This is a genomic window from Leucobacter manosquensis, assembly GCF_018304845.1.
Classification (GTDB): domain Bacteria; phylum Actinomycetota; class Actinomycetes; order Actinomycetales; family Microbacteriaceae; genus Leucobacter; species Leucobacter alluvii.
The window spans coordinates 1986233-2012511 of sequence record NZ_JAFEVO010000001.1 but is presented as its reverse complement, the minus strand read 5'-3'; the positions used below and the strand labels follow the sequence as shown (position 1 = coordinate 2012511).

30 protein-coding genes are annotated in these 26279 nt (G+C 60.6%); 17 read left to right on the top strand and 13 right to left on the bottom strand.

The window, feature by feature from the left end; all coding sequences use genetic code 11:
- Positions 1 to 365: 365 nt before the first annotated feature.
- On the top strand, positions 366 to 944 hold the full coding sequence (locus JSQ98_RS09365) for a recombinase family protein (protein ID WP_211649418.1): 579 nt from the start codon (positions 366 to 368) through the stop codon (positions 942 to 944).
- A 30-nt stretch (positions 945 to 974) separates the two neighbouring features.
- On the opposite strand, the gene JSQ98_RS09360 is transcribed toward JSQ98_RS09365, so the two are convergent.
- On the bottom strand, positions 975 to 1685 hold the full coding sequence (locus JSQ98_RS09360) for a hypothetical protein (RefSeq protein WP_211649417.1): 711 nt from the start codon (positions 1683 to 1685) through the stop codon (positions 975 to 977).
- A gap of 365 nt (positions 1686 to 2050) precedes the next feature.
- On the opposite strand from JSQ98_RS09360, the gene JSQ98_RS09355 reads away from it, so the two are divergent.
- Positions 2051 to 2911, top strand: coding sequence for a hypothetical protein (locus tag JSQ98_RS09355; protein ID WP_211649416.1), 861 nt, complete (start codon positions 2051 to 2053; stop codon positions 2909 to 2911).
- A gap of 64 nt (positions 2912 to 2975) precedes the next feature.
- On the opposite strand, the gene JSQ98_RS09350 is transcribed toward JSQ98_RS09355, so the two are convergent.
- Positions 2976 to 3119, bottom strand: coding sequence for a hypothetical protein (locus JSQ98_RS09350; protein ID WP_211649414.1), 144 nt, complete (start codon positions 3117 to 3119; stop codon positions 2976 to 2978).
- 326 nt (positions 3120 to 3445) lie between these two features.
- Here JSQ98_RS09350 and JSQ98_RS09345 point away from each other — a divergent pair, with 326 nt between their 5' ends.
- Together JSQ98_RS09345 and JSQ98_RS09340 are read left to right on the top strand one after the other, a co-directional pair.
- A complete protein-coding gene (locus JSQ98_RS09345; RefSeq protein WP_211649412.1) occupies positions 3446 to 3679 on the top strand; it encodes a glutaredoxin family protein in 234 nt (77 codons plus the stop codon).
- Between the two features lie 60 nt (positions 3680 to 3739).
- A complete protein-coding gene (locus tag JSQ98_RS09340; protein WP_211649411.1) occupies positions 3740 to 3931 on the top strand; it encodes a hypothetical protein in 192 nt (63 codons plus the stop codon).
- A 135-nt stretch (positions 3932 to 4066) separates the two neighbouring features.
- On the opposite strand, the gene JSQ98_RS09335 is transcribed toward JSQ98_RS09340, so the two are convergent.
- Positions 4067 to 4738, bottom strand: a complete 672-nt coding sequence (locus JSQ98_RS09335) for a hypothetical protein (protein ID WP_211649409.1) — start codon at positions 4736 to 4738, stop codon at positions 4067 to 4069.
- A gap of 74 nt (positions 4739 to 4812) precedes the next feature.
- On the opposite strand from JSQ98_RS09335, the gene JSQ98_RS09330 reads away from it, so the two are divergent.
- The 6 genes from JSQ98_RS09330 to JSQ98_RS15410 all read left to right on the top strand — a co-directional run bounded on the left by JSQ98_RS09330 (position 4813) and on the right by JSQ98_RS15410 (position 7456).
- The gene (locus JSQ98_RS09330; protein WP_211649407.1) at positions 4813 to 5007 is read left to right on the top strand and encodes a hypothetical protein; all 195 of its coding nucleotides are present in this window, start codon (positions 4813 to 4815) and stop codon (positions 5005 to 5007) included.
- A 15-nt stretch (positions 5008 to 5022) separates the two neighbouring features.
- A complete protein-coding gene (locus JSQ98_RS15415; protein ID WP_211649405.1) occupies positions 5023 to 5571 on the top strand; it encodes a thermonuclease family protein in 549 nt (182 codons plus the stop codon).
- A gap of 168 nt (positions 5572 to 5739) precedes the next feature.
- Positions 5740 to 6399: a hypothetical protein gene (locus JSQ98_RS09320; protein ID WP_211649403.1), complete on the top strand. Its 660-nt coding sequence runs from the start codon at positions 5740 to 5742 to the stop codon at positions 6397 to 6399.
- A 92-nt stretch (positions 6400 to 6491) separates the two neighbouring features.
- A complete protein-coding gene (locus JSQ98_RS09315) occupies positions 6492 to 6680 on the top strand; it encodes a hypothetical protein (RefSeq protein ID WP_211649401.1) in 189 nt (62 codons plus the stop codon).
- A 17-nt stretch (positions 6681 to 6697) separates the two neighbouring features.
- Positions 6698 to 6904: a hypothetical protein gene (locus JSQ98_RS09310; RefSeq protein WP_211649399.1), complete on the top strand. Its 207-nt coding sequence runs from the start codon at positions 6698 to 6700 to the stop codon at positions 6902 to 6904.
- Between the two features lie 27 nt (positions 6905 to 6931).
- A complete protein-coding gene (locus JSQ98_RS15410; protein ID WP_346728764.1) occupies positions 6932 to 7456 on the top strand; it encodes a putative immunity protein in 525 nt (174 codons plus the stop codon).
- Between the two features lie 112 nt (positions 7457 to 7568).
- Here the strand turns inward: JSQ98_RS15410 and JSQ98_RS09305 are convergent, their stop codons facing one another.
- The 4 genes from JSQ98_RS09305 to JSQ98_RS09290 form a co-directional block, all read right to left on the bottom strand.
- Complete coding sequence (locus JSQ98_RS09305) at positions 7569 to 8108, bottom strand: ClbS/DfsB family four-helix bundle protein (RefSeq protein ID WP_249291108.1); 540 nt, start codon at positions 8106 to 8108, stop codon at positions 7569 to 7571.
- Between the two features lie 185 nt (positions 8109 to 8293).
- Entirely contained in the window at positions 8294 to 8806 is a 513-nt protein-coding gene (locus JSQ98_RS09300; RefSeq protein WP_211649397.1) for a hypothetical protein, read from the bottom strand.
- A 2-nt stretch (positions 8807 to 8808) separates the two neighbouring features.
- The gene (locus tag JSQ98_RS15405) at positions 8809 to 9507 is read right to left on the bottom strand and encodes an LPXTG cell wall anchor domain-containing protein (RefSeq protein ID WP_211649395.1); all 699 of its coding nucleotides are present in this window, start codon (positions 9505 to 9507) and stop codon (positions 8809 to 8811) included.
- Between the two features lie 87 nt (positions 9508 to 9594).
- Positions 9595 to 11073 (bottom strand): hypothetical protein, encoded by a 1479-nt coding sequence (locus JSQ98_RS09290; protein ID WP_211649393.1) that lies wholly within the window; start codon positions 11071 to 11073, stop codon positions 9595 to 9597.
- Positions 11074 to 11450: 377 nt separating this feature from the next.
- On the opposite strand from JSQ98_RS09290, the gene JSQ98_RS15515 reads away from it, so the two are divergent.
- Genes JSQ98_RS15515 through JSQ98_RS09275 form a run of 3 tightly spaced genes read left to right on the top strand, consistent with a single transcriptional unit; the run spans position 11451 to position 16299 of the window.
- Entirely contained in the window at positions 11451 to 11927 is a 477-nt protein-coding gene (locus JSQ98_RS15515) for a CGNR zinc finger domain-containing protein (protein ID WP_211649391.1), read from the top strand.
- Between the two features lie 6 nt (positions 11928 to 11933).
- Positions 11934 to 15893 (top strand): MobF family relaxase, encoded by a 3960-nt coding sequence (mobF, locus tag JSQ98_RS09280; RefSeq protein WP_211649389.1) that lies wholly within the window; start codon positions 11934 to 11936, stop codon positions 15891 to 15893.
- A gap of 1 nt (position 15894) precedes the next feature.
- Positions 15895 to 16299, top strand: a complete 405-nt coding sequence (locus JSQ98_RS09275) for a hypothetical protein (protein WP_211649387.1) — start codon at positions 15895 to 15897, stop codon at positions 16297 to 16299.
- Between the two features lie 58 nt (positions 16300 to 16357).
- On the opposite strand, the gene JSQ98_RS09270 is transcribed toward JSQ98_RS09275, so the two are convergent.
- The 5 genes from JSQ98_RS09270 to JSQ98_RS09250 all read right to left on the bottom strand — a co-directional run bounded on the left by JSQ98_RS09270 (position 16358) and on the right by JSQ98_RS09250 (position 21423).
- The gene (locus JSQ98_RS09270; protein WP_211649385.1) at positions 16358 to 17248 is read right to left on the bottom strand and encodes a hypothetical protein; all 891 of its coding nucleotides are present in this window, start codon (positions 17246 to 17248) and stop codon (positions 16358 to 16360) included.
- Positions 17242 to 17889, bottom strand: coding sequence for a hypothetical protein (locus tag JSQ98_RS09265; RefSeq protein ID WP_211649383.1), 648 nt, complete (start codon positions 17887 to 17889; stop codon positions 17242 to 17244). The genes JSQ98_RS09270 and JSQ98_RS09265 overlap by 7 nt, the downstream gene beginning before the upstream one ends.
- 151 nt (positions 17890 to 18040) lie before the next feature.
- A complete protein-coding gene (locus JSQ98_RS09260; protein ID WP_211649381.1) occupies positions 18041 to 20275 on the bottom strand; it encodes a glycoside hydrolase domain-containing protein in 2235 nt (744 codons plus the stop codon).
- A gap of 99 nt (positions 20276 to 20374) precedes the next feature.
- Positions 20375 to 20839 carry a hypothetical protein gene (locus JSQ98_RS09255; RefSeq protein ID WP_211649379.1) on the bottom strand — a complete coding sequence of 155 codons (465 nt, stop codon included), beginning with the start codon at positions 20837 to 20839 and terminating at the stop codon, positions 20375 to 20377.
- Complete coding sequence (locus tag JSQ98_RS09250) at positions 20836 to 21423, bottom strand: hypothetical protein (protein WP_211649377.1); 588 nt, start codon at positions 21421 to 21423, stop codon at positions 20836 to 20838. Before JSQ98_RS09250 ends, JSQ98_RS09255 begins: the two co-directional genes overlap by 4 nt.
- Before the next feature lie 154 nt (positions 21424 to 21577).
- Here JSQ98_RS09250 and JSQ98_RS09245 point away from each other — a divergent pair, with 154 nt between their 5' ends.
- The 4 genes from JSQ98_RS09245 to JSQ98_RS09230 all read left to right on the top strand — a co-directional run bounded on the left by JSQ98_RS09245 (position 21578) and on the right by JSQ98_RS09230 (position 24864).
- The gene (locus JSQ98_RS09245) at positions 21578 to 22447 is read left to right on the top strand and encodes a hypothetical protein (RefSeq protein WP_211649375.1); all 870 of its coding nucleotides are present in this window, start codon (positions 21578 to 21580) and stop codon (positions 22445 to 22447) included.
- Positions 22448 to 22506: 59 nt separating this feature from the next.
- On the top strand, positions 22507 to 22950 hold the full coding sequence (locus JSQ98_RS15510) for an RNA polymerase sigma factor (RefSeq protein ID WP_211649373.1): 444 nt from the start codon (positions 22507 to 22509) through the stop codon (positions 22948 to 22950).
- A 100-nt stretch (positions 22951 to 23050) separates the two neighbouring features.
- Positions 23051 to 23473, top strand: a complete 423-nt coding sequence (locus JSQ98_RS09235) for a hypothetical protein (RefSeq protein WP_211649371.1) — start codon at positions 23051 to 23053, stop codon at positions 23471 to 23473.
- Between the two features lie 107 nt (positions 23474 to 23580).
- The gene (locus JSQ98_RS09230) at positions 23581 to 24864 is read left to right on the top strand and encodes a hypothetical protein (protein ID WP_211649369.1); all 1284 of its coding nucleotides are present in this window, start codon (positions 23581 to 23583) and stop codon (positions 24862 to 24864) included.
- 583 nt (positions 24865 to 25447) lie between these two features.
- On the opposite strand, the gene JSQ98_RS09225 is transcribed toward JSQ98_RS09230, so the two are convergent.
- Entirely contained in the window at positions 25448 to 26230 is a 783-nt protein-coding gene (locus JSQ98_RS09225) for a cysteine hydrolase family protein (protein ID WP_211649367.1), read from the bottom strand.
- Between the last annotated feature and the right edge of the window lie 49 nt (positions 26231 to 26279).

Genomic DNA, 26279 nt, shown 5'->3' with positions numbered 1-26279 from the left:
CTCCCAGCGCAGCTCACCGGACATGGTCGAGGACAGCGGGGAAAAGCGACGGTCTTGGTGCATGCAGTCGAGTTTCGGATGCCTTCCGACGTCAAGGACGCCCAGCGAGAGACCACCTTCCGGCAGCTGGGAAAGATAAACGGCCACCGAGAAGCGATGCCGGAATTGATCAATCTGTTGCGGGTCCCCCGCAAAGCGGCAGGATCAACCCGTTTCAGCCTCCAAGACTCGCGCTGGTCAGAGCCTTCGAAAACGGTCGTTTATGTGACAGTCTTCGAGGGCCTCCGTTTTAAGCCTGAATGACGTCGCATAAGTCGTGTATGAAATCTATGTGTCACAACCAGCGTTTGCAATACAGTTGCACCATGGCACTCATCGGTTATGTACGCGTCTCCACTCGGGACCAAAACCCCGACGCCCAAACGGACATGCTCAGCGCGGCCGGATGCGAGGAACTGTTCGTCGACCATGCCTCCGGCAAACTCGCAAAGCGACCTGCGCTCACCGAGGCTCTCCGGTATCTGCGCAACGGCGACACTCTCGTGGTGACGAAGCTTGATCGCCTGGGCCGTTCAGTGAAGAACTTGAAGGAGATCTCCGACGGACTGCAGAACCGGGGGATCGGGCTGAAAGCTCTCTCCCAAGGCATCGACACCACTACACCGGGAGGCAGGCTCTTCTTCCATATGCTCGCCGCGATCGCAGAGTTCGAGCACGATCTCATCGTTGAACGCACCCAGGACGGACTCGCCGCTGCGCGGGCTCGTGGTCGCAAGGGAGGTCGGCGGCCGAAAATGACGGACAACCGGATTAAGCAAGCGCGTGCGATGTACGACGCTGGCGATCACACCGTCCAAGAAGTCGCAGACACATTCGGTGTCAGCCGCGCCACGATCTACCGTCACCTGGAACGGACGGAAACCAAAGGAAATCCCGAGTACTGATCTCGTGGTTCCTCCAGCTGATTTAGAGACCTACTGCGTGGAAGGAACCTGTTCCGTCCGCTTCTTTCCATTTACATCGACGTAGGTGATGGTGAAATCGAATCCGAGCGTAGCTCCAAGATCGCTAACACGGCCGTAAAAATCCAACTTCCCTGCACCGATCAGATCACCGAGTTCCTTCTTCTTCGTGAACGTGAAGAACTCCGGATCTGCACTAACCGTGATACCTCTCCCGACGAAACCCGGCGCGCCATTTACAAGAACAAAGGCGTCTCTGGCTGAATCAGGTCGCTTGCCGAACTGCCAAGTGGGCTGAATGATGGGGTGAGACGGCTGGAAAAATACTTCCCCCGGAAGGTGAGAACCTGAGCTTTCGGGTTGTGGATCCCCATTCTGATCGACCCAGCTCACGGAAAAAGTCACGCCCTCCTTTAGACCCAGTTCTGTGGCGCGTCCGAAAAATTGGCGACCCTGTCCGGCGCCGGGGGTGTTGTCACCGAACCTGCCGTCGAAATACGCCTCTCGGGTGAATACGAAATAGGCGGGATCTGCTTTGAGAAGAACATCGCGTACTGAGTATCCAGTGTTGTGGAGGAAATGAACGTCTTCAGCGTCTCCCCACTCCGGTTTTTCAGTCACCATCCAGGATGGGCGAGGTGACCGCTCCCGTTGCTGCTTGACCTCAGCATCTCGTTTTGAGTAGCCCTCTTTAACCAGCGCCGCGCGACTCTCGGGAGTCATTACACGGAGGCCCCGTAACCTTCTGGCTTGATCTCGAAGCCATCGGAGCAACGCTGGGAATACACGTCGCAACTTCACAATGATCGTTATAAGTAGGGCAGCGATGAGGGTAGCGACGATAGCGGAGATGGTGGCAGAGCTATCGACTTGCTCCAATAGATCCGATAGAAAACGGGGGGAGCGGCTCATGGCCATTAAGCATACTTAGGCGACGCATACGTTCAGGAGGTGTACCCAAGTGCCGGCCAAGGCCGGGACCCGCACGGGGCTTCGTTTCCCCCCAAGTCTGATGCGAAGGCGACGCTTGCTTGATCCCTCCAACACGACTGAAGTTCGGGGAGGTACTGTCCACTATCCTCTCGAGAGTGGTAGGAGAACATGATCGGCAGGAGAGCGAAGCGCAGACGCGTCTTGCAACACAAGCTATTCAATTCGCGCGCAGCTTGTTTAACAAGCTGCCAAGTGACCTGCCTACCCCCGAAATTGGCTCGATGCTCCATTTGGAGCGTGAGTATACGAAACGCGGGTCAACGGACACCCTTGTGATGACGCATAGGGCGCGGGCTCATGAGAATCTCTCTCGTATTTTCGACACCATGATCGATGAAGAAGGAGGACGACTTCTTGCTTACCCTTTTTCGATCTACTCGCTCATTCGGCCGTCTATCGAAGCTGCTGCTGTTGCAATGTGGCTAGTGAAGTCTTCGAAAAAGGCTGATCGAGTGCTTCGGGCTCTCCAGATGGCATATCGCGACTCGAGCGAGACACTGAAATTTGTCGAGATAATCAAAGGCAAAAATGGGGCGAAATCGGCGCGAGACGCGAAGGAGAAGACTCTTGAGCGACTCAAAGAACTGCAGAATACCGTGGGTCCGCTGCGTCAGGTGGAGCTCGGAAATCCTCCAACCTACACACAGATCCTTACTTCAGTGTCACCGAAACCTCGTGGGTCGGCGACAGGCTATGGGATTTCGTCACCACTAGTCATTTGGAAGGCTTCGAGCGCATTTCTTCACGGCAGCGATGAGACGGTGCGTGCGTTGAGCGATATTCGGCAGATCGACGACTTCGAGGAGGGAGTTGCGTCTTTTGAGATCACCCCAAATATGCAGATGCTCGCCGTTTCGATCCGTGCTGTCGTGGATCTGCTCTCCGAACTAGATGAACGGTATCTATTTCTCGCGACGCACGACCACAGACATCGCCCTGTCGGCGGCAGTAAGTGATGCTAGCGAGATATCGTCGACCGAGCACGACCGATTAAGGCCGCTCGATGGAACCGATGAGAGTTTAATCGAGCCAGGACACTTCCTCGACGCAGAACTTCTCGGGGAGATGGCACGTCGTATCCGCGTGAATCACGAGAGCAACGTAGGCGGCCGCCGCGACCATGCCGATCGCGATCAGCACGCTGAACAACCTCTTCACGTTCACCTATTCATTGATCGGAGCGCACGTCATGCGCCTGGAGGAGCCGGCACGGAGGCCGGCTCTTTTCTTCTCGGGCTACGCCCGTTTTTTGCAGTGAAGCCTTCGGCAGCATACGGCCACTTCTCGTTCCACCCAACCGGCCGCACCCCCGCTTCGCGGCGTTGCTTGACGGTACACCCTCGCGTGTCTGCGCCACGCAGGGGTGCCCCTCCGGTCAGGCTCCACGCTGCGCGCCGCCGCAGGCACATACGTGCCTTCACGGCAAAAAACGTGAGGGAGGAAATCACGAACAGCGCGGGGTACCGCATCTAGGTCACAGGAGGCACCATATGAAAACCATCACCGTTTACACAAGTCCCAGTTGCGGCCAGTGCATGATGACGCACAAGGAGCTCGGCAAACGAGGGATCGAGTATGTCACCGTCGGTCTATCGGAAGATTGGGCTGCGGGTCCGATGCTGCGAGAGAAGTACGGTTACACCCAGGCGCCTGTTGTCGTAGTGGATGACGGACGCCACTGGACCGGGTTTCGACCCGATAAGATCGCCGGACTCGTCGGCTGATTGAATCATTACGTGCGCCCCGCAGCGGGGTAGCTCACCTGAAGAACAAAGGACAGCGATATGGAACAGCAGACAACCAAGCCAGGCGTGTGGATTCTGCAGTCGACCGAGGAGGGGGATCACAGTCTCTTGGGCGTTTTCGCCTCGTGGGATGAAGCGCAGAAGTTCGCCGAAGAAATCGCCGCATCCTTCTCGCCTTCTGAGCCCGTGTTCTTCCCGATTGGATATCGCGCTGGACAATCGGGGCAGTGAGAGTGCGGGGATAGCTTTGGGCGATCTGTGACCTTCAGAACGTCGCGCTCATCAGTGAGCGGTCCCAGGGTCGTAGAGGAAGTAAGTAGTGGTGCCCGTCACTTTCGGTCGGGCACCACTACTCAGTGGGGGACTTTAGCTGCAGGAGAGACCGAGCTTGTCGGTTTCAGAGTAAGAACCACCTGCAATGGGCTTGAGGCCGTAGTAGGTAACAGAACCATTGGCGACCAACCGAAATTGATTCTTCTTGGAGTTCGACTTGCAGATGTACTCGACATTCGTGGGCTGGAGTGACGCCATGCCGGAATTGAAGCTCTTGAACGGACCGGCTACCTTCACCCACGCACCGATCGAGTTCTTCTTGTAAATCGTCGAAGTGAGCGAGAGTGCGGCTACTGGTTTCCCGCCACACTTAATCGAGGGCTTTCCACCGATCGAACCAAACTCGTACTTCTTCTTGCCCGACGTTCGTTCCCAAATGACCCCTGTGTTTTGGGTGCAGACGGGAGCTGCGGCTTTTGCTGACAGGCTCGCGCCCGAATCCGGGGTCGCGCCGGCTTCCGGGACGAACTCCATCGGTCCGTCGTCGAGGTTCTGCATATCTGCGGTGAGAGCTTCCATCTCTTCGTCCGTGAGGACATCGGGAAGTTCCGGGGCAGCAGCATCGACAGTGCCTGGTTCTGCGACACTGGAACTCACGTCCGGTTCCGCAAAAGCCGCGGATCCACCAGAGGCAACAAGCGCGCCACTGAATAGCAGCGCCGCTGCCGCTGCCGCGAACCCCTTGGAAATCATGGTTTTCTTCACTGAGTACCTTTCTCGTTCGAGGCGTTTGCCCCAAAATTTAGTTTACGACCCAATTTCAGATTAAGGACAACGATATGAACCAGCAGGCAGACAAGCCAGGCGTCTGGATCGCGCAGGCGAGCGACGAATTCGAGGGCCGAATTTTGGGAGTTTTCGCCTCAGATGACGAAGCACGTGAGTTCGTTGACGAGCTTGGCGACCTCGACCTCTTCCCAGATACTGGGATCGCGTTCGTCCCGATTGGATATCGCGCCGGCTACCGCAACTAGAGCACAGGAAGAACCGTGAACAAGCGCACGGTCACCCGCATCACGAAGCTCGCCGTCACACTCGTGGCCGTAACGATCGCTGCCGTCATCGCCGCACAGAACATCGACGTCGACGCCCCGGGCTCGAACCTCGGCACGGCGACGGACTCATCGACGCAGCAGGTGGTTGCCGTGATCGACGGAGACACGATCAAGACCGTTGACGCCGAGGGCACCGTCAACCGCGTCCGCATCATCGGCATCGATACCCCCGAGCTCGGCAAAGGCGGCGCAGACGAATGCTGGGCGCAGGAAGCGCGCACCGCACTCGTCGCGCTACTCGACGGCCGGGACGTCGACCTCATCAGTGACCCGTCCCAGGGCGACGTTGACCGGTATGGGCGTCTCCTGCGCCACCTCCACACCGACGCCGGCAACGTGGCCGAGCAGCTCCTCGAGCAGGGCGCGGGGTACGAGTACACGTATTCCAAGCCGTACATCGGGCAGGCCGAGCTCCGCAGTGCAGAGAGCAGCGCACGCAATGCTGGAGCGGGACTTTGGGGAGCCTGCACGCCCACGAACTGAGCAGGCAGAGCGGCTGCTCGACTGGCATGTGAACGTTGCGAGCTGTGCTGAATAGCTCGAGGCGGATCGTGATGGGGAAGTGCGCTGAGTGCTGCGTCTAGGTGGTGAGCCCCGAGATCCCATGCAGCGGATCGACAGCGGGGGAGTACCACCAGCAAGGAGACGCAGATGCCAGAAAACGTGAACGCTTATGACTCCGGTTACCGGCTCGAACCCAAGCCCTGGTCGACCGGCGCCGGCGCCGCCTCGGACGACTTCGGCAAAGTCGATTTCACCAACGAATCCGGTGAGACGGTCTTCACCGGTTGGATGCAGAAAACCGAGGCCGGCTACATCCTCCGCGTCGACGAGCACCAGGACGTCGAACTCGCCGTGGAAACCAGCAGCCAACGGCAAACGCGCGAGGCCGCGATGATGCTGCTCACTCAAGAGCTCCAGGGCATCACCGCCCAGCACGAGAAAGCCGTCTCAATGTACGAAGATGATCCCGACACATTCGGCGCCGGCCACTACGTCATCGAGAATACCGCGGGGGATCAGTGCCTTGCCGTGACTGAGCAGTACCTCGGTACTGATTCCTCAGACCCTGATCGCGTACCGAATTCGTGGGAAGTCGATCACTACACCCGGCCTCACACTGATGCCCGGTGGGAACTGCGTGGGAAGCGCACCTATGGTGCGGACGACGTCGAAGCGCTCATCGAATTCACGGCCGACTGGGTGAACCACCGCGCCCGCGAACAGTCCACCCACGATGCACTCCACGCCCCCACCGCACAGGCATCACAGCACCAGCAGCAGACGCAGTCAGCGGGTCCGACGTACTGAGTTCAGCGCTCGTCAACCTCGCAGTGCACCCCGGCACGGTTCGCACCGTGCTGGGGTGCTCTGGTCTATAGGCGTGCATCTATCCTGAGCGTATGCGTGCTGCAGCCCTCATCTACCCGAACGCCGCCACCATTGCTGAAGACCAACGGCACCTCCGAAAGGCTGACGACTTCGCGAGCGAGCTCATCGAGGGAGCTGAAGCATCCACGTGGGAGGCCGCAAAGATCGCGTGCCTGATCCCTGCAGGCGCGATGCTCCTGAGCTGGCAGCGCATCGACTGACTTTGAAAGGAAGAACGATGACCTCGTCCCAATCGTCTGAGAACGACGTATGGATACTGACGCTCGAAGGAGAGCTCGATCACCCCGTCATCGGAGTGTTCGATAACAGGAAAGCGGCGGACGAGGGCGCCGACCTCTACTCGAGCACGTGCCAGGGCACGCAAGTGAACTACACGGCCTACACGATGAATGCGCTCGTAGGTAACTGGCCCAACGACGAGTAACCCGCAAACACGCGGGACAATGGAGACATGGGATCCGGAGACTTTGATCTGACAACGAGCGAGCTGCGAGCTGTCGTCAGGTTCGCCTCCGACTGCGCTCAGGAGCTACTTCCCTGCTTTGAAGCCGTCGCCCCTGAAGACTCACGGCCCCGCGAGGCGCTCGACGCGGCACGCATATTTGCCGACGGTGCTCCACGCTCGAACCTGCAACGCACGGCCGCCTTCGCGTCACACCGCGCCGCCAAGGGTGTCTCCGATGAGACCGCCCAGCTCGCGGCACTCGCTTGCGGCGACGCCGCGGCAGCAGCCTACCTACACCCATTCGCGAAAGCATCACAGGTCGGCCACATACTCCGCGCCGCCGCCTGCGCCGCGCGGGTGACCGAGCTGAGAACAGGAACTACGGACGGCGACACTGTTGGCGTTCTGGCCGATCGGGCGGCTCCGCCATTGCCCGAGATACTTCGTCGATATCCGGCAGCGTCGCCCGGTGGTTCGCGAGTCTCACAGCTCATGAGCGCACTCGACTCAGCGATACGGAACCCGAACTAAGGACCGAAGTCGCTTCTCCCGAAACGTGGTTTCACCCCAGTGAACCTTCTCATGACAGAGCGCCCTGCCCCGGTTATCACCGCGGCAGGGCGCTCTGTCATATGGAGAGCACTCAGTTTTTGTCCCTCAGCCATGCTCGAAGGCGTCCGCGAGCGTTCGCGTAGGGCGAGGACGTATTGAGAGAGATCATTCGGCCCTTTGTCCATTTTCCGTACCAGGAGGTGCCGTATAGCTCCCGATCACTGTGGCTCTTGACGAGATCGATGATGCATTCCTTGGATGAGACAAGCTGGCTTCGCAGAGAAGCCCACGAATCGGTGTCGTGTTCGGCGTAATAGCGTTCAGCTAGAAGCCCAAGTTCGTTCCATTTGATCCCCGCAGCGGGGAACTCATCCGAAAGACCTGCTTCACGTCTTTGGTGCCAAGCCATTACTTGATTGCCCCAGCCGACGAGGTAGGCGAGGAGATCAGCAGGGCTCATGATGGTGCCCTTGTTGTGTCCGGGGAGAACCTGGTTGCGTGCTGCCTCGACCGGAACGCGATCGAACTCTTTCTGGAGCTTGCAGAAGCTAGATTCTATGGCTTCGAGGAGCTCGACTTTCGACGACGGTACACCCATACCTTCCAGACTACGTGCGAGCAGGAGCGCCATATTGCTCAAGAGACTCAGGTTCTCGTTGTGTCGGGGCGGGCCTCTCCAGTCTGTTGCACTCACCCGCCGTGAACATCGTCGTGGCCAGCAACACTAACAGTGACTGGCGCGAATGACAGAGCGCCCTGCCACGGTGATCACCGCGGCAGGGCGCTCTTGTCAGTTACGAGAGTGCCCCAGTCCTTCTAGAACGGGTTCTCCGTGCCGATGTTCTGATCACCTGGGTCAGCGAGATCCAGGAGGAAATCGTCGACGGACGATTCCTTGTGCTCGATCCAGAACTTCGCCCGATTGATCCTGCGAGCGAGCGTCGTGACTTTCTCGTCGTACTCGTCCTCAGTCATCCGTTCTGACTGCACGAGCTCCTCGTACAAGAGCCGCAGTGCGTCGTAGCGAAGCTCGGTGCCATAAGGGATCTGTTTCTCAGAGCCCTGCAGCGGCGGCATGTCCATTCGCTGCGCATCATCGAGGGCGGTTTGCAGACGAGCCGCGCGCGCGGCCTTCACTTCCGCGGAGACGGGCTTTGCCCGCTGCCGAGCGGCGAACATCTCGGCGTTACACGGCCTGCATTCCTGGGTCGCCCACCATTTCGCCTTATCCGAACGCATCGATGCCGCCGTGTCGGAAAAGTCACGCGCATGAGCGTGACCGCACGCGTGCGTGACGATGATGTTAGTCGTTGCAGTCGCCGTGGCCATCGCTACACTCCTGCCTCAGCGCCACGCTTGCGGCGGCCAAACGCGAACAGGCCAGCCCCTGCAGCCAGCGTCGCTGCCGCAGCGGCTCCGAGCCAGCTCGCCGGCTCCCCGCCCGTTGTCGCCAACGCGTCAGGGTACGCGATCTGCTGCATGTTCTGGTTCGGCGTCTCCGTCCAGTCCACCGGAGCGACAGGCTCACCGGGCACCACGCCCGGATCAACGGGTGCCACCGGTTCGACCGGATCCGCCGGCACCACTGGGGGCACGGGGTCTACCGGCGCGACGGGGGCTACGGGATCCACCGGTTCGACAGGATCGACCGGATCGACGGGGTCGATCGGGTCGATGTGCCCATCGCCCGGGAGCGAGGGGATCGTCGGGGTCCCGCAGTCGACCGGATCGGCCGGGACCTCAGGCGGCAGATCACCGGGGATTACCTCAACGTTCTCGACCACCGCAGCATTCTCGGCGGACAAGTCGTCGGTGACTGGTGCGGGCACTTCAGCCACTACAGCGCTGTTGGCTACCGGTGCGGGCGGTGCCGGAGTTGCTTCGCAGTCCTGCGCGTTCGCGAAGACTTCGGCCTCCTGGAACTCAGTGGTCATGGGCGTTTCTGTGATGGTGTCGTCTGCCATCGCCGCGGTCGGGGCGAGGACGATGCCGGCAGCGACTGCTGCGGTGATGAAGGGTCTGATTTTCACTGGGTTCTTCTCCATAAATGTGGGGGTGGTGGTCGATGGCCGGCCTCGTGGGAGGTCCACGCATTCGGGCCGGCTTCATGAGACAGATCACGGGGTCCGCGCACCTGCGTCGGTGGATGCCGGGGTGAGGGAGGCGATCGTGTCGCCGGTACTCACGACGAGATCTCCATCTGGCGACATCGCGACCAGGGTCACGCGGTCGCCTGCGAGGGGCGTCGCCTCTCCGGCCGGGTTCATGAGAGTGAGCGGGCCTGTCGTCACGAACTGCTCGCCGACGGTCCCGTCGATGTCGTGGCTTGTTTCGGTGATGGCACCTGTCGTCGCGTCGATCAGCACACCGGCGTACGCGACATGCGCCCCGTCCCGGGTCGATGTCGCTGCGGCTTCTCGGTCAGCAGTGAGGGGGAGGGACGAAACGGCATCACCGCTCTCGAGCGAGTGGACGGCAACCGTGTGAGTGTCGCCGTCGCTCCACACGACATAGACATGCTTCGTGTCGCCGCTGATCCAACGAGACACAGACGCAGCGTCTATGGGCGCGGCGAGGACGGTGTCGCGACTGTCGCTTCCGTCCCGGGCGGTGACGTAGGCGACACCCTTGTTGGTGCCCCAGGTGATCGTGTCGCCGGATGCTGCAACAGGGACAGCGCCCTCTGTGGGGACGGCCACGGCGTCACGTGTCGCGTCAGCGTGGACAAGTTCGTACTTGGCCCCGACCTCCGCGACAGCGAAGACCGCGTCGCCGCGAAGCGACACCGTCGCGTCGCCCAGCTTCGTCGTCGCCCACCCCGCCTGGTCGCTTTCGGTGTCGCCCGATTCATCCGCGTCAGTACTGTTCTCTGCTGACCAGAGGTGCAGGGTGTCGCCGTCGACGACGAGGGCAGTGTCGCCTGCCCAGTAGGCGCGCGCCGACGTGTCGCCGCCGAGCTCCTGCGTCGCGAGCAGATCTCCGGTCGTCGTGTCCACGATCGACGCGTCATCCGGGGTCGTGACGAGCAGTGTCGCACCGTCAGCGCTTTCGGCGGTCTCCTCCGCTGCCGCGTCGAGCGTCCAGGCGGGTGTCGCGTTCCAGCCTTCGAGGGTGATCGGTGTCGCCTGCTTCGGTGCTGCGTCAGCCGATGCGACACTCGGAGGTGCCGAGAGCAGCACCCATGTCGTGATGATCGCGCCCACGATGAGGATCGCGAACGCGCCAGTGATGACCCACGGATGTATCGGCGACCTTCGCGTCGGCGTCGGTTTCGCTGTCGCCTCGGCTGTCGCTGTCGCTGTCGTCTCGATGGGTGGTGCATCGACGACGGAAGCAGCCTTGTCGGGCGACGTCTCATCAGCGAAGAGCGTCGCGATCGCCTGAGCCCCGTTGGCGGTGTCGTCCGGCCCCTGCGAGAAGACGGTGCCACCGGTTTCGGGCGGTGTCGGGGCGGTGCTTGAGGCGCCCAGGCGGGAGAGGTCGAGGCCGCAGTTCTTGCAGAGCGCCTCGGGATCGTCGGCGTTGATGATGTTGGGGCAGAGGCAGAACGTGCACTGCACGATCGCGGGCACTGTGGGGGTGGTGTGATCGCTCATGCCTGTAGATGGGTCGACGCGCGCACCCAGGGGGAGTGCGTCACCCCGCGCCGGCTCCCGCCGGCCACGCCACTATTCGCCCGTCAGCACACTCGCACTCCGTCGTTCGTTTCACTGCGCGCACGAACCTCATCTGTACCCGCAGCCCTGCGGTCTGCCTGTGCCCGCAGCGCCTCGCGCTGCTCTGTCCGGCTGCATTGCATTTCGCCGGACTTTTACCCATACACCACTGGCATTCGAGGGAAACCGCGTCCCGCGTTCCGTGACACAAGGTGCGCGCGTCACGGCATCTACAGATCGAGTACGCACGCCACCCACCACAACTTGGAGACCAATATGCACTTCAGACAGACCCTCGTCGCTGATCGGGAGCTGCCGTGAAGACCCGGCAACAACGTGAGTTCGAGTCGCGTATCCGGCAATCACGGGGACTCGCTCACCCTGCTGCTCCTCGAGCAGACGGAACTGGTTGGGAGACCCGGTGTGAGCGGCAAGGGTGCGAGCGCACGTTCCTGACCCCCACGAAGCAGCGGCGATATTGCAGTAACACCTGCCAGAACCTTGCCGAGAAAGCCCGCGCGCGTCGCGTCGACGTCCTCACCGGCCTTCTGCTGTACTCATGCGCCGCCCCGCACTGCTCTAACGTCTTCCTCCCGGATCCACGCAATCCGCGTCACATGTACTGCTCCCCAAAGTGCCGCAAGCGTGGGTACCGAGCAGAGATCGATCTTTCCCCGGTCCGCTGCGCGTTCTGCATGGCTCCGTTCCCCACTGGAAAGAGCCGGCGCCGGCGCTACTGCGACGCCACATGCCGCAAACGCGCTCAACGAGCCGCCCAGAGAAACGAGAACTGAACCGTGATGACCGTCACCCTCATAGGTGCGTCGCGCGACGCCTGGGGCTACCTCATGAACACCGTCGCCGACGAGCACACCATCGACCGCGCCGAAGGGAAAGCCGCGTACTACATGGCGAACGGCACCCCACCAGGCGCGTGGGCTGGAAGCGGGGCCACTGCCCTCGGCCTCGACGTCGGCGCGCCAGTTGAAGAACGCGAACTCGTCGCACTCTTCGGAGATGGCGTGCACCCCATCACCGGGCAACAGCTCGGCCGCAAATACAACACCGTCCTCCCGCTCGAGAAACGCATCGAGCAGAAGATTCAGGCGGCAGCCGCCGACCCCAAGAACCGTGACCTTAGCGAGGCCGAATTCGAAGCGCTCGAAGACCAGATCCGGCAAGAGGTCACCGAGAAGCCCGAGAGACAGTCCGTGGCCGGGTTCGAGTTCGTGTTCTCCCCGCCCAAGAGCGTGAGCTCGTGGTGGGCGCTCGCAGATCCGGCACTGAAAGACGAGATCCGGCAAGCTCACCACGCCGCGATCCAAGCGACGATCGAGAAACTCGAAACCGACATCATTCGCACCCGTACCGGTGCCGATGGTGTCGCCCAGGCGCACGTGCGCGGGATCGCCGCCGCACTGTTTGATCACTGGGATTCCCGCGAGGGTGACCCGCAGCTCCACACGCACATGCTCGTCTCCAACCGTGTCCAAGGAGAAGACGGCCGCTGGCGAACGATCGATTCCCGCTGGTCATTGATGCCGGCCGTGGCCACGGCCGGCGCGTACTACGACGGCGTCCTCATGGACGAACTCTCCTCCCGCTTCGGCATCGAGTGGACCGTCGAAGACGTACTGCAGCGCCCCGAGCAATACCGGGAATGGTTGGTTGAATCGCAACGACCCGATACGCCGGCATCACGGCAGCAGTTCTCGATTGACGCCGGCACCAATCCCGGCTCGGTGAAGTGGCAGATCGACGGCGTACCGAAGTCACTCGTCGACGAGTACTCGTCGCGATCGAAACAGCTCAATCAGCACGTCGACCGCGAGATCGCGAAGTATGTTGCGAAGCACGGCCACCGCCCAACCGACCGCACCATCATCAAGCTCCGGCAGCATGCGACCTTCGCAACACGCACAGCAAAAGCCGTGCGCTCACTTCGCGACCTCACGCAGAACTGGCGGGAGCGAGCACGGCCGCACGTCGGAGACTCGTTCCTGTTCGCCGACCGCATCTTGGACACAGCCGCAGCCCGAAAAGACGACCTCCCGCTGTGGTCATTTCGGCACGACGACGTCGACGACGAAGCTGCCCGAGACGCAGCCGAATTCGTGCTGCACTCCCTCGCAGGCGCACGGTCAACGTGGGGAAGACGCAATGCTGAGACGGCGGCACTGCGCGCGATCGCCGGCTGGCGCTTTCGCTCTCCCGCAGACCGCGACCAGACCGTGCAACGAGTCGTTGATCTTGTCCTCTCCCAAGCCATCCCCCTGACGCCGAAAAACCACCTCCACACCCCGCACCGGTTCCGCACCGCGGACGGGCAAGACATGTTCCACCCCGAAGCACGCGACCTCTTCACGACTCGCGAAGTATGGGATGCAGAAGACCGGCTGCTCGAAGCGGGACGATTTCTTGGCGGCCCGAGCATCGAGCAAGCGATCGTCGATGCACGCATCTCCCTGCCAACAGGGACGGAGGGGCGCATTCTCTCCAGCGACCAGGCCGCCGCCGTAGAGAACATCGTCACCAGTGGCAGACAGGTCGACGTCCTCGTCGGCCCTGCCGGCGCAGGCAAAACCACGAGCCTTGAAAAGCTCCGCGAGCTCTGGGAACTCACGCACGGCGCGAACACAGTGCGCGGCCTTGCCCCGACCGCGCGGGCGGCCGAAGTGCTCGCGGAATCACTCGGTATCCAGACCGAGAACACCGCGAAGTGGCTCCACGAAACCGCGCGCGGCACCGACACGAAAGACGGTCTCGACTACCGACTTCAGCCAGGCGAGCTGATGATCGTTGACGAAGCGTCCATCGGAGGTACGCTCGCGCTCGACGCGATCCGGGCGCAGGTCCAAGCGGCCGGCGCGAAGCTGCTGCTCGTGGGGGACTGGGCGCAGCTCGCCGCCGTCGACGCAGGCGGCGCGTTCGGGCTACTCGCCTCCGACCGGCAGGACGTCGCTGAGCTCGTGAACCTGCACCGCTTCACCGCCGACTGGGAAGCGGACGCCTCCAAACTCCTCCGGCTCGGGAAAACCGCCGGCCTCGACGCCTACATCGAACACGACCGCGTCTCCGCTGGGCTCGATGAAACGATCATCGACCAGGCCGTCGACGCTTGGCGGACGGATGAGGCGACCGTGAACGATGCCGGCGACCGGCTCGTATCGCTCCTGATCGCCCCCACCAACGAGATGGTGGAACGCCTCAACACCATCGCCCGCACCTGGCGCATCGAGCAAGGCGACGTCGACGCGACACAGGAAACGGCGATCGCCTCCGGTGTCGCATCCCCGGGCGATCGCATCGTGACGCGTCAGAACGCGAGAACCCTCCGCACCGATCACGACCGGTGGGTGAAAAACAACGACGAATGGGTCGTCGCTGGCATCAACCCGGACACGGGCGACATCGTCGCCGTCACCGGAGAAGAATACGTCACCCTCCCCGCCGACTACTGCCGTGAACACGTGCAGCTCGCCTACGCGACGACCGCGCACCGCTCCCAGGGCCGCACCGTCGACACCGCCCACACCATCGTTGATTCCAGCGCCTCCCGCGAGACGTTCTACGTCGCCATGACGCGCGGGAAGCGCTCGAACAAGGCGTATGTCGTGGTCGACGAGAACGGCGACATGGGCGACCCCGGGGCGCTCGGGATGACGCGCACCTGGCGGGAAACCCTCGAACACGTCGTCACGAAACAGGGCGGCGACATCGCCGCCCACGACACGCTCCGAGAAGAAGCGGAACGCATCGGTTCGATCCGGCAACTCGCGGCCGAGTGCCAGACTCTCACCGCCGACCAGCTCGAACGCGAATACCTCCCCGTGCTCGCAGACCTGAACCTGGTCGACCCGGAATCGCCAGACTCCCCGTATCTCGGGCCGGTACTGGCGAACCTCCGTCGCCTGGAAACGCGCGGCCACGACGTGCCAGGCACGATCACGGAACTGCTCGCCACCCGAGAACTCGATGGCGCACGCGACGCGCTCGCGGTGCTGCACTACCGCCTCAATACGCATCTGGAAGATCTGCGCGAACACGACGCCTACGCCCGGTTCGCACCCCTCCTGACCCCCTTCGGCATTGACTCGGACGAGACCCGTTCGGACCTCCGTCTCGGGCGGATGCTCACTGCGTTGGAGGGCGCGGCCGACACCACCCTCGAAGACGCAGTGCGTGGGTCATTGGAGCGCATGGATCGGGGGAGTACTCGAGATGTCGCCGCACGGCTCGCTCACCTGCTCCGCACGGAGTACCGCATCGACCCCGACGCGCTCGACGCCCCAGATCATCTCCGCAGCGCCGACACGGCGCACCATATCGCCGGCCTCATCGAACCAGCCCCCGACTTCGGAGATCCCGACTTCGGGCAGGCCCTGAAAGATCGTGAGCTCGCGATGCAGCTCCGTGCCGAACTCGTCGTCGACCGCGCGATCGCAGACAAAGAACCGTGGCTCGAAGCACTCGGCGAGCAGCTCCCTGGCGCCGAAACAGAATGGCGCAGGCGCGCCATCACCGTCGCCTGCTTCCGCGACCTGTACGGGGTGGACACGGACGAACCGCTCGGCCGCGAGCACGCCCACGCACGCAACCGGGAACGTGATCGCCAGATCGCCGCAGCGGCGCTCAGAGTCGATCCTGCAGCCCAGCCTGCGGATCGTGCGGGCTCGCCCTTTGATCCCCCAATGCGGTCCTCCATCGGGCTTCCTATTGGAGGAGATGCCCCTGCGAGCCAGTTCCGTTACGGTCATTGATATGACTCTTTCGCGGGCTTTGAAAGCAGGGGTCCTTCTGCTCTTCAGCGCTTCACTCTTTGGGTGTGCACCGAAAGGTGTTGATGTCCCCGAAAGATTTCAAGACCTTCCCCGCTGCTCGTTGGTGAAGATCAAGATCGAGGATCTTGCCGCTAGCGGAGCACCAGGTTGCGACCTGGAGGGCTCAGAGGTGATTGCGCCCGATGGTTTGGTGCTTGGAATCGGTCCCGTTGGCGACGTGACCGAGTTGTCGTTCTCGTCCTCAGACAACAGCGCTGAACGGACCTTCATGATCGTCAACTGGGGAGTCCCAGGAGTAGCAGTTTCGGCTACGCATGAAGAATCTCAAATATGGGCTTCCACGCCTGAAGCTGAAAAGCTTCAGAAACGGCAACTGATGCTCTAATCAGTGCCGGAGATTGTCCTTGAAAGTCACACCGGGTATGACGGTGTCCCGAGAATCATCAGTAACTCATCCGCGGCTCGTGACCGGGGCCGTCAGGGCCCCGGTACTGGTCCGGGTGCACCATTACCTGCTGCACGGGAGCTCCGTCCGGGCGCCGCGACAACTTATCCATCAAGCGCCGCTCCTGGGATCGCTCCGCGTGCCCGCGGTGCAGATTGAGGGTGCGCTCGATACGAGATTCCAGATCGCGCGGAAACCACGTCCGTAGCTCGGCGGCATACTTCTCTTTCGAACTCTGTCCGATAGCGTTCGCAACGCGCTGCTGTTCCAGCTTCGTATACGGTTTCTCGTTGCGTAGCTCACTCGCTCTCACGAGCGGCCCGACCGTGAGGATGTCAGCCAGGTGCCGGACGCGGTACGGATCGTGAATGATCTCCTGAAAACCGGCAGCCTTCGCCACGATGATTCCCAAGGCGGTCGGAGTGCGTACCTCAGTGGCCTTCCCGCCAAGGCGTATCTCAACCATCTCGGTACGTGAAAGCAGATGCTGCGCGCCCGGTGCCCCGATCGTCTCCAGCCCCTGCTTGTTCAAACGATTCTCGATGCGATCACCGAGATGCCGCGGTTGCAGAACGTCGATCTGCGCGTCCCCACGAACCCATCGATGCATGCGGCCGTTACCGTCGCGTCGCGTCGCGTCGAACCCGATCTCGCGAAGCGCGTTGGTCAGTTTTCGTGATGCGCCGGGATCTGCTCGGAGATCGATCACGAGATCAGCATCCGTACTGGGTCGATCCGGCACGCTCCCGCGTAGCGCCGTCTGCACGAACACTGCTTGACCGCCCGCCAATGACCAGCCATCTGCGCATACGGCAGCAAGATCAAGAACTCCTGCCCATGCGGCTTCCGATTCATGGGTGAGGCCGGTGAGGTCGAGTTGTTTCAACATTTCTCCTGGAGTAGCTCGTGAATGATCCGATTGGCCTCCCGCATTTCGCGTGCGCGGCCCCAGTCGGCGAGATCAGCAGCGATCGCTGCTTTCCCTGGCTCTCGAACCTCAGCGACGCGCAGTCGCACGTTCCCGTCAGCCTGTTCGTGAAGCAGAAAGTCGCGCTTTACCTTCTCGATCACAGACGGTGCGACATAGCCCTCAACCACATCGCCTGCCATCATCCCCGAGCCTGGAGCTCCGACTCCCGAAAGCGCGATCCGTTCGTCGTCGCGCATTTCTGCGGCGTCCTCTGGGTGAGCGAAAAACACGTGCAACTGGGCGCGGGCAGACACCTTCTGCGCAAGTACATGAGCTGGGTTTTCCGCTTCACGTACCCCTTTCACGTGGCCTTTGAGTCTGGATCTTTCAGCGTCCCGAACCCCGGCAGGAATCTCACCGTCGAGCATTCCGAGCAGTAGCCACGCCATGCGGGGCGACAACGGACGTGCGTGTCGCGGCTGCCACGCCATCGCAGCGTCTTCGAGGATGATGCTGCCATCGTTCAACTCGCGCACGGGAAGCACCCCGGACCGAGCCAGCCGGTATGCCCGTCCACGACTGATCCCTTTAGCTTTAGCAAACTCGCTCACCCGTTGCATAACACTAGGGTACACAGTTGTTACCTAAAGTGTTAGTGATGGCCGGTCGTCAAGAATGTTGGCCCTCCTTCGTCGCGGCGAGAGCGGGAAGGAGGGCCAAAGGGACCAATGCGCGGTTAGGGCTAATCTGCGGTTTCGGCCCTGATTCGGGTTAGCGGAACGACTCGTGCCATTTCCGAATGAGGTAAAACAACTGCGCCTTCTCTCGCCCGTAGACCATCCCTTCAACCGAAGGGTTGGACATATCAGCGTTGTACGCCATACATGTTTGGGCGACTTCGCTTGGGGTAAGCCCTCGCTGGTTCACTGGCGCGACACCGCTGAATGTCTCGGCGTTGTACATCATGTAGAACATCGCCGACTGGATCGCAAACTCTTCGTTTGCCTTGAGCTGTTTCCAAACGGCCCACATATCCTGCCAGTCGTTGACGTCATAGGGACCATCTGAAATGTACCCTTTCGCCTTCGCCCAGTTCCTGGTCGTGATGCATGTCGACGCGAACATCTGACACGGGCCAGTGGAGGAATCCGATGTTGTACCGGGAGGGGCGGGAAGACCCGCCTCAAGCGCCTCGTAGTAGGCGACGACTCGCGCGTCCGCTAGGTCATCTCCTGCATTTATGACCATTGCTTCCCAGATAAGCGGGGTCAGTGCCATCGCTTTGTATACCCCAAGGTTGGCCGCTTGGGTCGTAATAAAGGCGTCATGGGTGCTTACCAGACTTTTCACCCGGGCCCGATTGGCCACCATGACGTCGGCGATAACCGCCTGCGGATGATTCCTGCACCACCAGTACCAGGCATCTTCGAAGCTATCGAGCTGACCAGACGGGATCAGTGGGTCATTTCGGACACCAATCTCGGGTGCCAGCGATCCGAAGCCTGTGTCGGCGCCAGACACAACGTTCCGGTCGATACGGATCTGGCCAGCTCCACTGCCGACATCAAGCTCGTAGATTTGATCAAATGCCCAGTTGCTCGGCAGCAAGTATCCCTTGTTGCCGCTGAACGCTTCGGACATGTCGGAGACGAAGGAGGAGACCGAGAATCCAGCGTCCGCAACCCGCTGGCACACCAACCGTGGGGCATAGATTCCCACTCGGTATGAAGACTGCCCCCAGGTGCCGATGAAGTTGGTCACTGCATCGAAGTACGGCAAGATCAACTCGTTGATCTGCGAGTCGAGGACATCAAAATCGACAGCGAAGTAGATGATTGAGTTCGCTGGAATGCGATACGCCCACGCCGCATTTGCGGCTTCCTCCGACACCTCGTAACCCCGTCGGTAGGTGAAGTGGCTCGGATCTGCGCCACCTGTCTGGAAAATGGGCCAGACGCGTCCTCCATACGTGTGGATCACGCCAAGTTCGTTTCGCTTGATGCACTTATCGAGATCAGTCGGACCCATCGTGTTGACCAAGCACCGACCGAAGTAGTTGTACCCCTGACCCTGCAACGTGGCGAGGCGCGAAACGGTGATCTCCATCGACGCGTCCGCACCTGTTGCTGGTCGGTTCGGATCGCCACTACTGACGAGCAATGACGCCCACGTGGAGAACGTCGCACCAGACGTATTCGCCAACTTGATGAAGTTCTGGAACGCCTGCATCTGCGTTTGCGTTGCGGTATCGAAAGTGCCAGTGAATGGAGTGGCCGGGTAGCCGTTGAAGCGGAGAGCGGCCTGGAACAGATGACACCAGTAGCCGCTGCTGTCGCTGAAGCCAGGCCCGAACACACCATTACTCTGAATTGCTGCCTGCGTAGCGGGGCCGAAGTTGCCGTTTGGTGCGGCAATTCCAGCTTCGTACTGGATCGCGATCATCAGCTTTTCCTGCATCTGACGGCCATACAAGCCATCAGTTGGGCACAAGAAATACTCCGGCTTGCCGATATACCGGTTGTTGAGTGCCTGCTGAGCTTGGCGTGCCGCTGCGGTTCCACCCGCCACCAAGGACCAGGCATCCATCGTAAGGAGCCCTTTGAACATCTTCGGTGTCACGGTCGCGGGCGTGGACGGAAGTCCGAGGCTGGTGCGCATGGAAGCAACCGCTGTCTGCATCTGGGCGTCAAAGACGCCGTTGATCGCACCGTTACTCGCATTGAAACCCTTGCAGTACGAGCCACCCTGAATGATCTTCACGACGCCCGACCCGTGGTGCTGACCAATTCCGATGTTCCCGTACTGGGATGTCAGCATCGCGAGAGTGGTTGGACCAAAGTTCGGGGACAAGCTCGTGATACCGAGCTCGATTTGGAGGGCCCGGGTGAGACCCTCCATCGTTGGCCACCCAGTCAGCCCATCTTCTTCAACCCACACCCACTGGGCATGAGTGCCATACGTCTGATTGAGCCATTGTTGCGTTCCAAGAACCCACGGATCCGCCATAGTTTTCTCCTTTCGCTTGTAACACGCAGCGCCACTCTTCAATGAGTGGGCGAGGAACTGCGAACCGGTTCCAAAACCCGGTCAGATCGGATGCCGGGCTCAGGGCCCCTGCCAATGCAGCTCGCCGTAGAAGGTGCGCAGTGCTGGCGCCCCACCAGCTGCCTTATCCCACCGCGTGTTTAGGTAGAACGGCTTTTTGCCGGTGATGCCGTAGCCGTTGTGGATGGTGTAGTTCGCTCCGTAATTCCAGGTGGGAGCCGTGATGTCTTTGCGCGCAAATTGATTGCCGGATGTATCGCGAAGGCCGATTGAGAATGCGTAGATGCCAGTGGCGTTGTCCCAACCGTTATGCCTGTAGGACACAGCAGGCGTGCTCGATCCCATCGTGCGCATATAACCCCACTGCTGTACGTAGTAGCGGGGAGACTGCACGGCAAGTTGATCAATATAGAGCGTCGCTTCGGAGGACGTTGCGGTGCTGGGTGCCGCATTCACTACGGCACCGGCCAACAATGCGGCGGCAAGTGAATACAGTACGGTCGCTTTACTGAATCTGCGTTTCACTGTGCAGCTCCTTCCGTCCCGAAGGCACCACATACCTCAGAGACTTCAATGTCGACTGGCATCTCGTTGGCGTCTCGCGCGAGCTGCTCAATGTTTGATTGCATCTCCTCGACGTTGCTGAGTTCGGCGATAGCCGGCTCGCTCGCGTAGGTTTCAAACTGCTCATCAGCCAGAGCTTGCGCACTTTCATCAGTCACGGCTGGGTCCGTGGTCCACCCGGAAAGCTGAATGCAGCGCGAAGCTGTGGCGGCGACGGATTCGACGTATCCGACTTCATACTCGATCGGAATGCCTTCCTCATCGACGGCAGGGAACATCGCTTGAGCTCCGGACGTCGCGACACTGGTGTCGAAACCTGTGAGGGCCGGGTCGGAATTGACGATGGAAAGAAAGAGCTCGGACCCTTTCTCGGCAGAGTAAAAGACTGGCTCCGGGCCGACGTGCATGGCCACGCTTTCGGCTTTCGCCTGTTCGATGGATTCGGCAGGTGTTTCTTCCGCAGATGCCGCTGATACAGCGCTCACTGCAAAGAACCCACCGGCCAGCGCCACCGCTATGACGGGCGCGAGAAACTGCTTCTTCATGGAACTCCTTCTTCGTTGTAGGCGGTTCGTGAGACAGCCTACTCATAATTTGGAGCGCGTAATAAAATAATTCTTGGGGATTCATCGTCTTGTTTTGTCACGTTTCTCAGTGTTGTGAACAGGTAGTCACTAGACGGCAAGTAAGGAAGAAACCATGCAAATGACACCGACCGATCGAGAACTTGATCTCCGGCTCAGGGCCCAGGCCCACCCCGACCCGATCCTCAGCGAAGGGGCTTGCCGCGCTGTTGTGGCTCAGGCCGAAGGTGCGGCAAAGTCCAAGAGTCGCCGCTTCCGTGTATCGGTTATTGCCTCGGCGGCGGCGCTCGTGGCGGTCGCCGTACCGTCGGCCGCCATAGCGAATACTCTCTTCTCGGCGCAAACGGGGATCTTCAACGCGACTGAGAAGCAGATGGCTGAGGGAAACACTGCTGAAGAAGCAAGTGAATCGGGCGAAGACACCGTCTGGCCGGGGAGCGAAGGGTCGCCTGGGGCTGAGTGGATAGATATGAGTTCCAGCGACCTCGACGGGTTTATTGCCTCGCGAGCGCCTCGAGACATTCCTCTACCTGCAGGCGTGAGTTGGGATGATGCGCTCGATCGGTTCTTTGAACGTTTCGACCAGGAAGAATACGTCGCCTATAACGACCTTGGCGGAGGGGGCCAGATCATGGCGGAAAGCCTGGTCATTGACACCATGCTGGAGAACACCGCGAAGCGGGAATGGCTGACGGCGTGGTTCGCCGCGCATGAATCCGGTGATGTTGAGGCGATGAATGAGGCTGGAGGCGCATTGGAACGATCTGTCGATTGGCCAGCGGAACGGGCAAGCACTCGTGGTGCTTATGCTGAGCAGATGCGGGAATGGGCGCGCCTCATTGCGGGAGGAGACTATGACGCGGCTCAGGCGTATGCCCAGTACTACGAATGGACCGATCTGCACGATGGAGTCGACCGAAATGTTGTGAGTGACGAGATCTTCTCGGGGGCGCGTACAGCTCAGGCTGCCGAGGGTTCTCAGTGAGTCAAGGAACAGTCCCGATCGCAGCTCACGTCGACCAGGTGAAGACGAGTCTGGCAACCATGCTTCCCGAGCTCGTTGGTTATTTCGCTCGAAGACTCGGCAATTGGGATGACGCGGCGGACGCTGCGAGCGACACTTTGGTGGAACTTCTCAAGCGCCCTGATCGAGTCCCCGCGGAAGAAACTCGTTGCCGGCAGTACGTGTACGGCACCGCTCGTCATGTGCTGGCCAGAAGCCGAAAGCGGCGAATCCGGTATGCGGAGCTTGCTGATCGCCTCAAAGCAGAGCTTCGCACTCAAGAACATACGACGGCGATACCCGCGGACCCGGACGTAGCCGACGCAATTGGTGAATTGCGTACTCGGGATCAGGAGCTGCTCTTGCTCGTGGCGTGGGAGGGTTTCTCCGTAATCGAAGCTGGTGCAGTTCTCGGACTCAAACCAGAGGCGGCGAGAAAGCGATACTCCCGACTCCGAGTAGCTCTCAGAGCCAAGCTCTCGTAACCGTCGAGGAGAATCGGAACGTCATCCGCATGCTGCTAAGAGATCAAGTGAGGAAACCATGAACCGAAGTTGGTTTCGTGAGAACCCCGTGCGTTGGAGCATGCTGGCCATCGTGTTGCTTCTCGCGCTCTCGATGATCGGCACATATGTCGCGGTGCACAACGTGAACAACGCCTCAGCACAACAGCTTGAAGCACGGTTGCAGGAGATTCCGCTTCCTCCCAACACTAAGCTGGTCGACTCGGGATGGGCCGCGCAGCGGCTTGCCGGCGCCGGAAATGGGATGCAATATGCCGGAGCGCTTCTCATTCGCAGTGAGCTCGGCCCCGCAGATCTTGAAGAGTTCTACGATGAGCACGGAAGTGATGGGTACGTCATCGCGACGAACGATGAACTTCTCGGCCGTGTCTCCCTGATTTTCGACGCAGATCACGACCTGGATCGGCCCGGCCTCTTCATGATCGTTTCCTCCGACGAACCCAAGGGCGGGTCGATCCGGCAGCTCGATCTCCGAGGCCATTGAGCTTCTCGAAATTCAAAGAAAAATAAGCGAGAGGCGCCCTAGCACTAGGCACGACGCCATCTGCTTCGGCATAGGCTGCAGTTGTGAGCGTTCGTAGACCACCGAAGATGTCGATACTCGAGGTAATCGATACCTTCTTCCATCGAGACCCCGCGAAAAATGTACTCCGGCTTTCCGATGCAGAGATCGAAGCACTTGGTGACGCCGTGCACGCGTTTTATGCTTCGGCCAAGCTAGAAGCCCATCCGGGTGCTGTCTACTTAGGGGGATGGCATAGCGGGTACCACTCGTTATTCGACCCCCACGCAGGCGAAACGCTGAGCTCACTTCTGTACTACGACGCGGTTGTCATTCATGACCCGCTTGCCGAGTACTTCAAAGTAGGACCACCACGCCTCCCGGAACTGAAGCCGCTGCGCGAACGCAGGCGGCGCTTCACCATCTCGCCTCTTATCGCAGCCTCGTCAGGAACGCGGACCTGGGAGCTGGATCGCTCATCGCCCGAACTCGCGCGAGAGACTCTTGCGAACATTCTTGAACGCCTTGAAAGCGTGCGCCCTGCAATCGAAGCAGGGTTCGTCTTGCCTCGAGCAGTCTGGCCAGCGGTTGAATCCCGCATTCATGAGCTCGCGTCATCCATCCGTAACGACGTGAGAGATGACCGCATTCAACGTGAATACTCGTCTCTAATACGAGAGAATGATCCGCCGCTCTCTTGGGACCATGTGCGCGGTCTTGTCGTAACCCCAGAAGGCGGGGTGCTGCCTGCAGATGAACCATTCATCGCGCAGACCGCTCTGCTGTACATGGCGAAATCAATTGCGATAGCCGACGCCACCAACTCTCGTTATGCACCATATACTTCACCGGATTTCCGACTCTTTGCAGCAAAAACCGAATCGACGATTGCCCGAAATGAGAGCCGTGTTGCTGGTGAAGTCATCCGTTCTATCGGAGGGCTCTTGCTACCTGACCTGAACCTTCCGGTGCCCGAACTGGTGAAAATTCGCGAGAACGAAGCTGCGTTCAATGCTTGGCGGTCCGAACTGGGGACCCTGAGTAGAGATTACGGCGGTCTACCGTCCGAACAGCTCCACCTTGCTATTGCAGACCGGATGGCGCCGCAGATTCACGAAGTCGATACCGCTCTCGAGAACAGTTCTGTTCTTCGAAGAAGTAAAGACGGCGCAACAGAGATCGCAGTGACCGCCCTCGCGGCGGGGGGTCTAGGTGCAGCGATCGGCGTAGACGGACCTGTTGAAACGGCCGTTATGACGGGTGGTCCAGCGATTGCAACGTGGATCCTCAAAATGCTCAGCCGCCCGATGCCAGCACCAGGGAAAGAAATCCTGTGGTCACTGAGAAAGAGCGTCCGCCGCAAACTGGGGTGAAACCGATAGTGAATACGGCTTCGAACGAGTTGCAGGCTTGGTCAAGCGGGAAGCGTCATGGACGCCGAGATCAATCCTAGGGTTACGTTTCTAAGATCGGACGCGAGAAACCGGCCCGGGGACGAATGGTCAACTGTGCCGATGGCTTGCTTCCCGTCATCGGCTGTGAATGTGACGGCATGGATGACAGCATTTCTTCGATGTACTGCGGGTCGGCCGTGCTCGTTGACCCAGCTCACTTGATCTGGACGCTCGCCCTTTCTGGCCAAATTTTCAAGCTGAGCGATTGCTTGCCCCAACGTCACTCCAAATGGCTTGTCAGACGGGGCGTCATGGTGGCGATTGATTGCATCTCGCACGCCGAAGTGTAGGCGAGCTGCGGCCCAAGAAACTCACCCCAATTCAATGAGAAGGTCTGCGTCCGCGGGCATTGAGTCGACATAGCTGTCAGGAAGAGAGTTCACGTTCTGATGGTGCCACTATCAAAGCAAAGGTCCAGCAGATAGTACTCGGACCCGATAAAACGCTACGCACAAAAGTTGCATGGTGGGGCGTGTCATGCAACTTTACGAGTTCAGGCGGGTTACCTGCCGTGCCGGCCAGAAAGCCAGCCGCGCTTCTTCTTCGTCAGCTTCGCCGCAATCTGGTCGAGGCGGGGGAGGATCTCTTCAGTGCTCTCCGAATTCGCGTACAGCTTCCGAATGCTCTGCAGCGCGTTCTGATGCCGCTCGGGACTCATCGCCCCCATCGCGTCGTCGACCAGGGTGAGCCGGTAGCCGAGATCCGTGAGATCTCGAACCGATGCGCTCACGCACTGGTCCGTGTAGAAGCCCGTCATGATGACGTTTTGTGCTCCGAGATTTCGGAGCACCTGGTCGATGTGCGTTCCCACGTGGATGCCGGAGCACGTCTTCGTCAGCACGATCTCCCCTTCGAGCGGAGCAGCTTCCGGAAGGAACTGGGAATCGTAGGAGCCGGGTGCGTACAACATGCCGGCAGCTTTGTGCAGCATCCCGGCGTCGGCCGAGTCCGGCAGATACGACTGAATGCCCACGTGGATGGGGCGAATGCCGACCTCGCGGCACTTCGCGAGCACCAGGCTGATGTTCGTGAGCGCCGCCTGCAGGTCAGCCTCAATCGCGGTCAGCACCGGTTCGGCGCTCTCGTTGTACACACCGACCTGCTTCAGCGAGGCACGGATCGAACGCGTTGACAGGTGCTGCTGAATGTCCACGAGCACCAAGGCGGTATCGGCGGGATGCAACGGCAACGGCTCGGCGTACCCGACAGATCCGAGCGTCCCGTAGTAGTTCTCGACGAGCGCGTTGACCTCGGCGGCCGTGGCCCGTGGCTCGGAACTACTCATGACTGGCGGTCCTCTCGACGGGTGCAACGACAACAGCTATGTTCCCAGC